The organism is Pseudomonas sp. YQ_6 (assembly GCF_043103245.1).
In the GTDB taxonomy this organism is placed as follows: domain Bacteria; phylum Pseudomonadota; class Gammaproteobacteria; order Pseudomonadales; family Pseudomonadaceae; genus Aquipseudomonas; species Aquipseudomonas alloputida.
Window position 1 is genome coordinate 187,089 of sequence record NZ_JBICJR010000054.1, and the last position, 8,420, is coordinate 195,508.

Annotated in this window: 6 protein-coding genes; 5 read left to right on the forward strand and 1 reads right to left on the reverse strand. The window is 62.6% G+C overall.

Annotated features, from left to right (window positions below):
* Positions 1-65 precede the first annotated feature (65 nt).
* The 5 genes from ACF8FG_RS19310 to ACF8FG_RS19330 all read left to right on the forward strand — a co-directional run bounded on the left by ACF8FG_RS19310 (position 66) and on the right by ACF8FG_RS19330 (position 7,137).
* Entirely contained in the window at positions 66-305 is a 240-nt protein-coding gene (locus ACF8FG_RS19310) for a DUF3203 family protein (protein WP_014590732.1), read from the forward strand.
* Between the two features lie 121 nt (positions 306-426).
* Positions 427-1,830 carry a cytochrome c oxidase accessory protein CcoG gene (gene ccoG / locus ACF8FG_RS19315; RefSeq protein ID WP_318081807.1) on the forward strand — a complete coding sequence of 468 codons (1,404 nt, stop codon included), beginning with the start codon at positions 427-429 and terminating at the stop codon, positions 1,828-1,830.
* A 50-nt stretch (positions 1,831-1,880) separates the two neighbouring features.
* Positions 1,881-3,290 carry a GntR family transcriptional regulator MpaR gene (gene mapR, locus ACF8FG_RS19320; protein WP_003247831.1) on the forward strand — a complete coding sequence of 470 codons (1,410 nt, stop codon included), beginning with the start codon at positions 1,881-1,883 and terminating at the stop codon, positions 3,288-3,290.
* A 57-nt stretch (positions 3,291-3,347) separates the two neighbouring features.
* Positions 3,348-5,009 (forward strand): ATP-binding protein, encoded by a 1,662-nt coding sequence (locus tag ACF8FG_RS19325; RefSeq protein ID WP_392519137.1) that lies wholly within the window; start codon positions 3,348-3,350, stop codon positions 5,007-5,009.
* A gap of 61 nt (positions 5,010-5,070) precedes the next feature.
* Entirely contained in the window at positions 5,071-7,137 is a 2,067-nt protein-coding gene (locus tag ACF8FG_RS19330; RefSeq protein ID WP_019436977.1) for a PAS domain-containing protein, read from the forward strand.
* Between the two features lie 7 nt (positions 7,138-7,144).
* Here the strand turns inward: ACF8FG_RS19330 and ACF8FG_RS19335 are convergent, their stop codons facing one another.
* Positions 7,145-7,891 (reverse strand): SDR family oxidoreductase, encoded by a 747-nt coding sequence (locus ACF8FG_RS19335; protein ID WP_041167155.1) that lies wholly within the window; start codon positions 7,889-7,891, stop codon positions 7,145-7,147.
* Positions 7,892-8,420: the final 529 nt, after the last annotated feature.

The window sequence follows — 8,420 nt, forward strand, 5'->3', positions numbered from 1 at the left end:
TTGCTGATGCAGCAACTGGCCCCTGGCCGTGGTCCACCCTGTAATCACCCCGGGAGGACCCCACCATGCCCATTGAAATCGACGAAACCACCCGCCGCTGCACGCTGATCGGTGAAGACCTGCGCATCGAGGGCGAAGGCCCGGACATCGAGATCATCACCGACGAGCAGTTGCGCATGTCGGTGGCCATACTGGCCGGCCAACGCGTGCCCATTACCGAAACCGAGGCCGATGCACTGACCGTGGCGGGTGCGGTGGATAGCCGCAGGCATCTGAAGGCCAGCGCGCCAGGCTCGGTGATATGAGGCCTGGCGGGGGCATGCGGCAAATCTGATATGGTTTTTATCGTAAAACCTGAACCTGTGCTGATAACAGCTTCAGCGCCATAGTGCTCATGCCTGATCGAGGCCTGATGAGCACCGAACCATGAACGATAGAATCCCTTTTACAGAGATCGCCACCGCCCCAGCCAGCATCCAAGCGCGACGCACCGACAGCGGCATCCATACTCGCAGCTTTACCGGGCTTTACCGTAACCTGCGCATCGGCTTTGCCGGCGCCCTGTTCGTGCTGTTCTTCGGCACGGCCTGGCTGAACTGGAACGGCCGCCAGGCCGTACTGTGGGACCTGGGCAACAGCAAGTTCCACATCTTCGGCGCCACCTTCTGGCCCCAGGATTTCATCCTGCTGTCGGCGCTGCTGATCATCTGTGCCTTTGGCCTGTTCGCCATCACCGTCTACGCCGGGCGCGTCTGGTGCGGTTACAGTTGCCCACAAAGTACCTGGACCTGGCTATTCATGTGGTGCGAAAAGGTTACCGAGGGGGACCGCAACCAGCGCATCAAGCTGGCCGCGGCGCCCTGGAGCCTGAACAAACTGGCCCGTCGCACGCTCAAGCACAGCCTGTGGTTGGCCATTGGCGTGCTCACGGGTCTGACCTTCGTCGGCTACTTCACCCCGATCCGGCCACTGGCCGCAGAATTGCTCACCTTGCAACTGGGCGGTGTGGCACTGTTCTGGGTGATGTTCTTCACGGCCGCTACCTATATCAACGCCGGCCTGCTGCGTGAAGCGGTGTGCCTGCACATGTGCCCGTATGCGCGCTTCCAGAGCGTGATGTTCGACAAGGACACCCTGGCGGTCGCTTACGACCCGCGTCGTGGCGAGGCCCGTGGTCCGCGCAAGAAAGGCAGTGACGTCGGTGCCCACGGACTGGGCGACTGCATCGATTGCACCCTGTGCGTGCAGGTGTGCCCCACCGGCATCGACATCCGTGATGGCTTGCAGATGGCTTGCATCGGCTGCGCCGCGTGCATCGACGCCTGTGACGGGGTAATGGACAAGATGGGTTACGCCCGCGGCCTGATTGGCTACAAGTCCGAGCACAGCCTGCAAGGCGGTACCACTCACTGGCTGCGCCCGCGCCTGTTGGGCTACGCTGCCGCTCTGCTGGTCATGATCGGGGCACTGGTGGTGGCCCTGCAGATGCGCCCGATGGTATCGCTGGATGTGATCAAGGACCGCGGCCTGTTCCGCGAAAACGCCCAAGGCCAGATCGAGAACATTTACCTGCTCAAGGTCATCAACAAGACCGAACGTACCCAGCACTATCAATTGCGCCTGCTGGACGCTGACGGTTTCTCCCTGCAGGGCAATAACGCACTGGTCATCCCTGCTGGCGAAATGAGCGAAATGCCGGTGTCGGTGGCGATGCTCGCCGAGCGCCCGACCAGCAGCTCGCAGACGCTGAGCTTTGAAATCAGCGAGCGAGACGACCCCGCTATCCGCAGCGTCGCGCACAGTCGCTTCGTCGCCCCCATGAACCGCTGATCCCTTACACTCACGCCACCGTGCCTGCCAGGCTTGGACAGAAGGCCAGAATGAAACGCTACGAACGCTTCGCCGATGACATTGCCGAACTGATCCGCTCCGGGGTGCTGGGCCCCGGCCAGCGCGTACCGTCCGTGCGCTACGCCAGCCAGACCCATGGGGTCAGCCCGTCCACCGTTTTCCAGGCCTATTACCTGCTGGAACGGCGCGGGCTGATCCGCGCCCGGCCGCGCTCCGGGTATTTCGTCAATGCCCACGTCCCGCGCCAGTTCAGCGAGCCGCAGGCGCTGCAGCCGGTGAGCGAGTCTACCGATGTCGACGTTAGCGCCTTGGTATTTTCGATCCTCGACTCGATCAAGGACCCCAACACCATTGCCTTCGGCTCAGCCTTTCCCAGCCCTGAGCTGTTCCCGCTGCAACGCCTGTCACGCTCACTGGCCAGTGCCAGCCGCAGCATGGACCCGCGCATGGTGGTGACCGATCTGTCCCCCGGCAACCCGCAGCTGCGCCGGCAGATCGCCCTGCGCTACATGGTCGGTGGGCTGATGCTGCCGATGGAAGAGCTGTTGATCACCAACGGCGCACTGGAGGCTCTGAACCTGTGCCTGCAGGCCGTGACCCAGCCGGGCGACCTGGTCGCCATCGAGGCCCCGGCTTTCTATGCCTGCCTGCAGGTGCTGGAGCGGCTCAAACTCAAGGCCGTGGAAATCCCCGTGCATCCGCGTGAGGGCATGGACCTGGGGGTGCTGGCGCAGACCCTGGAAAAGCACCCGGTAAAGGCCGTGTGGTGCATGACCAACTTCCAGAACCCGGTAGGTGCAAGCATGCCAGAGGCCAAGAAACAGGCCCTGGTGGAGTTGCTGGCGCGCCATCAGGTGCCGTTGATCGAAGACGACGTGTACGCCGAGCTGTACTACTCGCAACAGGCGCCCAAACCCGCCAAGGCCTTCGACACCCAGGGCCTGGTCATGCACTGCGGCTCGTTCGCCAAAAGCCTGGCACCGGGCTATCGCATTGGCTGGGTGGCCGCCGGGCGCTTTGCGCAGAAGATCGAGCGGTTGAAACTGATGACCTCCCTTTGTGCCTCCATGCCGGCCCAGGCGGCCATCGCCGACTACCTGCAACACGGCGGCTACGACCGCCACCTGCGCAAGCTGCGCTACGCGCTGGAGGGCCAGCAGGCCAACATGCTGGCAGCCATCGCCCGCCACTTCCCGGCGCAGACACGGGTCAGCCAGCCCTCCGGCGGCTACTTCCTGTGGCTGGAACTGCCCGAGCAGATGGACGCCCTCAAGCTGTTCCACATGGCCCTGGCCCAAGGCATCAGCATCGCCCCTGGGCCAATCTTTTCGCCCACCCGGCGCTTTGGCAATTGCATCCGCCTGAACTACGGCAGCCCCTGGCATGACGGCGCCGAACAGGCCATGGAAACCCTCGGGCGGATCATTCGCTCGTTCTGATAGCCGGGGGCCCGAGGGGCGACTATAGTTGCTCGATCCGATCATCAGGCCCTCGTCATGTCGCCAGATACGCTTGCGCCCTTTGCCCAGTTGCAGGCGCGTGTCGCAGAACTGGAAGCACGCCTGGCAGAGCGCGAAGATAGCGTTCAGGCGCATGACAGGCTGCTTGGAGAACTGCTCGACAACAGCGTGGCCAACGTGTTTGCTGCCGACCGCAGGATGCGCCTGTTGGCCATCAATCGCACGGCGCGCGAAACCTTCAAACGTTACCGAGGCTTCGTACCGCAGATTGGCGACTACGTACCCCAGTTCCTGACCGATCAACCCGACATCATGGGCCGCCTGGCCCCGATATGGCCGCGCATACTGGCAGGGGAAGCGTTCATCGACACCGTCACCTTCGGGCTGGACGACGCACCACGCCACTACGAAATTCGCTACCACCCGTGGCTCGATGCTCAGCAGCGAATTCAGGGCGGCTACCTGTTCGCCTATGACATCACGCAGCGCGTGACCGAACAGGAGCGCCTGCAGCAGGCCGAAGAAGCACTGCGCCAGGCGCAGAAAATGGAGGCGGTCGGCCAGTTGACCGGCGGGATTGCCCATGATTTCAACAACCTGCTGGCCAGCATCCTTGGCGCCCTGGAACTGGCCGGGCAACGTCTGGTGCAGCAACAGCTGACGGATACTGCGCAGCTGCTTGAAATCAGCCGGCATAATGCGCAACGCGCCGCAGCCTTGGTGCAGCGCTTGCTGGCATTCTCACGGCAGCAGACGCTGGTCCCGCAACGGGTCGATGTGCAGCAACTGGTGGCCGGTATGCACGACCTGATCAGCAGCTCCACCGGCCCCTATGTCGACTACCACGACCAGACACATGCCGGACTATGGCCTATCCGAATAGACGCACAGCAACTGGAAAACGCGCTGCTCAACCTGTGCATCAACGCCCGTGACGCCATGCCGCTTGGCGGCACCTTGAGCATCGGTTGTGCCAATGTCGAAGTGCAAGGCGCCGAAGCCAGGCAACTGGACCTGACCGCTGGCCGGTTTCTGCGTATCCGCGTTGAAGACACCGGCATGGGCATGTCCAAAGCAGTGATGCAGCGCGCCCTTGAGCCCTTCTTCACCACCAAGCCGCTCGGCCAGGGCACTGGCCTTGGGTTGTCCATGGTCTACGGCTTTGTGCGGCAATCCGGTGGCCAGCTGGTCATCGATAGCGCGCCTGGCCAGGGTACGGTCATCAACCTGTATCTCCCCCACGATGAAAGCATAGACGCCGCTTCACCCAGCCCCGACGTCGAGGGGCCTGCCCCTGCGGTCTCACATCAGCGGCGCGTGTGCAAGGTGATGCTGGTGGAAGACGAGCCGGCCCTGCGCCTGGTCATGCTGGAGGTATTGATAGATCAGGGCCATGAAGTTCAGGCATTCGAAGATGGCCGCCAGGCCTTCAAGGCCTTGCAGGAAGCCCCAGCGCCGGACTTGCTGATCACCGATGTCTGCCTGCCAGGGGGTATCGATGGCCACCGACTCGCGCAAGCCTGTCGAAGTATTGCACCACATGCAGCGGTGCTGCTGATTACAGGCCCTGACGCTGCGCACAGTACGGCAAAAGCGCGGCCCGACCGGCGCACAGAACTGCTGGCCAAGCCATTCGATCTTCAAACACTTGCCCAGGCGCTTGAACGGCTGCTGGGGAGCACCGCCCAGTCGCACTGAGCGGCTATTCGCCTACAGGTGAACACGTTAAAGTCATCACTTTCATTTGCCGGACGCAGGCATGTCTTCTAGTGATCTGAACTCACTGCGCCAACAAGTCGAAGACCTCCAGCGACAGAACACACTGCTGGAGCAACGGCTTGCAAGCAACCAGGCGCACGACCAGGACTTCTATCGCTCACTGTTCGACACCATGGACGAAGGCTTCTGCATCATCGAGTTCTTCGATGGCCCTCATGGCCCCCTGAGTGACTACGTGCATGTGCTGGCCAACGCAGCCTATGCCAAACACGCCGGCATCCCTAACGTGGTCGGGCAAAAACTGCGCGAGATGGTGCCCGATGAGGCGGATGACTGGGTGGCCCGCTATGGCGCGGTGCTTCGCACCGGCGAACCGCTGCACTTCGAGCAGGAACTGATTGCCACGGGCCACGTGCTGTCGGTGACCACGTTTCGCATAGAACCTGCCGAGAAACGTCAGGTAGCGGTACTGTTCAAGGATGTCACCGAACGCCGGCGTGCAGAGCAGGCTCTGCAGCGCCTGAACGAAGAGCTTGAACAAAGGGTGAATGCAGCGCTGGCGGAGCGCCGCTTGTTTGCCGAGCTGGTCGATCACAGTGTGGTCAATGTGCATGTGGTCGACAAGGACCTGCGCTGGCTGGCTGTCAATCGCCAAGCCAGGCATGACTTCCACCTGCTGTACGGGAGGACACCCGAAATCGGCGACTACCTGCCCGGATTGTTCGAGGATGGCGCCGCCGGCCAGACGCCTGTTCTGCCGATGTGGCAGCGCGCCCTGGCAGGCGAGCAGTTCATCGAGATCGGCACCTTCGGCAAGCCCCCCGCGCTGCGCCATTATGAGTTGCGCTTCAACGCCTTGCGCGACCCAGAAGGCGAGGTACATGGCGCGTTTCTGTTCGCCTATGACATCAGTGAGCGAGTACAAGAGCAGGAACGCTTGGCCAAGGCAGAAGCGGCGCTGCGCCAGGCACAGAAGATGGAAGCCGTAGGCCAGCTCAGTGGCGGCATAGCCCACGACTTCAACAATTTGCTGGGCGGCATCCTGGGCGCCCAGGAGCTGATGCGGCAACGCCTGGAGCAGTCACGCTTCGACGCCCTGGCGCCTTTGCTGGAGCTGTCCAGCAGCGCGGCGCAGCGGGCCTCTTCGCTGGTGCACCGGCTGCTGGCGTTCTCCCGCCAGCAGACCCTGCAACCCTGCTCCACGCAAGTGGCCACCTTGGTGGCCGGCATGGAAGACCTGCTGCGCCGCACCATCGGCCCGGCGATTACCCTGAGCAGCCGCTTCGCCAGCCAGCTGTGGCCGACCTTCATCGACCCTCCCCAACTGGAAAGCGCCTTGCTCAACTTATGCATCAACGCGCGCGATGCCATGCCTGCCGGTGGTGTGATCGAGATCATTGGCGACAACCTGCAGCTTGACGACAAGCAGGCCGTGGCACTGGAACTGCCGGCCAGCGAGTTCGTGCGGCTGAGCGTCGTCGACAACGGTAGCGGCATGTCGGCCGAAGTTGTCGAGCGCGCTGTCGAGCCGTTCTTCACCACCAAGCCGATGGGCCAGGGCACCGGCCTGGGTCTGTCCATGACCTATGGCTTCGTGCGCCAGTCGGGTGGGCAATTACGGGTGCTGTCGGTGCCTGGCGAGGGTACCCGCATCGAGCTGCTGTTACCCCGCCACCACGAGCAAGCCCAGGCGCCAATCAGCAAAGCTCCGCGCGCGCCCTTGCGAAGAAGCAGCGAGAGTGCAAAACGCATTCTGTTGGTTGAAGACCAGACTGCCTTGCGTCTGGTGATTGGCGAAGTGTTGGAAGAGCTGGGCTATCGGGTGGACGCCTTCGAGAACGGTCCGTCTGCCCTCACCCACCTGCAAGGCGGCGAACGGCCAGACTTGCTGCTGAGCGATGTCGGCCTGCCTGGCGGCCTGAATGGCCGCCAGTTAGCCGAACGCTGCCGTGAGCGCTACCCGGACCTCAAGGTGCTGTTGATCACCGGCTACGATGAGAGCGCGGCGCTCAGCGACGGCCAACCGCTGCAAGGTACGTTGGTGTTGACCAAGCCGTTCGAACTGGAAGCACTGGCAGAGCGGGTTCGCGAGCTGCTGGAACCTTGACGGGCGCTCAGCGCCCGCCGCCCAGGTCGATGAAGCTGCCGGTGGCATAGGAGGCTTTGTCCGAAAGCAACCAGAGGATGGCCTGGGCCACTTCCTCGGGATACCCTCCTCGGCCCATGGGCAAGCCAGGTTCAAGCTTGCTGACGCGGTCCGGGTCGCCCGAAAGCGCATGGAAACCGGTATGGATATAGCCTGGTCGTACGCCATTGACGCGCACGCCCTCGCCTGCCACTTCTTTGGCCAGGCCGATGGTGAAGGTGTCGAGCGCGCCCTTGGAGGCGGCATAGTCGACATATTCGTTGGGCGAACCCAGGCGTGCGGCGACCGATGATACGTTGACGATGGCCCCGCCTTGCCCGCCATGCCGGCGTGCCATGCGCAGCAGGGCGTGCTTGGCGCAGAGCATGGGGCCGACGACGTTGGTCTTCATGACGTTCAGCAGACGGAACTCGGACATGTCCTCGACCCTGCTCTGCTGGCCGATGGTGCCGGCGTTGTTGACCAGTGCGGTGACCGGGCCGAGCTCATCGTCGACGCGCAGGAACAGCTGGATGATTTCATCTTCGACGCTGACGTCGGCGCGCACCGCGATGGCCTCGGCGCCCAGGGCGCGGACCTGGCTGAGGATGGCTTCGGCGGCCTGGTCATCGGCGTGATAGTTGATGCAGATGCGGTAGCCCTGGCGGGCGGCCAGCAGCGCAGTGGCGGCGCCGATACCGCGGCTGCCGCCGGTGATGACAATGACGTTCTCCATGGGTTTGCCAATGGTTTTGAGAAGGGAGCATCGACAATAGGCGAAATGGCGCTGCGTTGGAATGACGAAGATCAGCACAGCCAACCCTCTGCTGTTGATCTAGCTTTTGATCTTGATCTTGATCTTGATCTTGATCTTCGCGACTTCAGGAGGCCGAACGCAGGCCTTGCGGAGGCAGGTGACGGGCATGGATGCCCGTCAAGCGCTGAGGCCCCAGGATGGGGCCTTCGGCGCGGTCCTGCCGGGAGCAAGGCCGGAGTGAGGGAACCCCGGAGCGTAGCGCAGGGGCCGGATGTAAGTATCGCTTCTTGGCGTCCGTTGTCACGGGGCAGGCCCATGGTTACTTTTTGTCGCGTTTGACAAAAAGTGACTCGCCGTAAGGGCGAAAAGGTGAGTCAGCGTCGCCATCGCGAATGGACTGTTCGCTGAGTCAAAACAGACGAGTTTGCTTCTTGCTTCTTGCTTCTTGCTTCTTGCTTCTTGCTTCTTGGATGTGGGCATTCACATCGAGTAGGTATTCATTCACGCA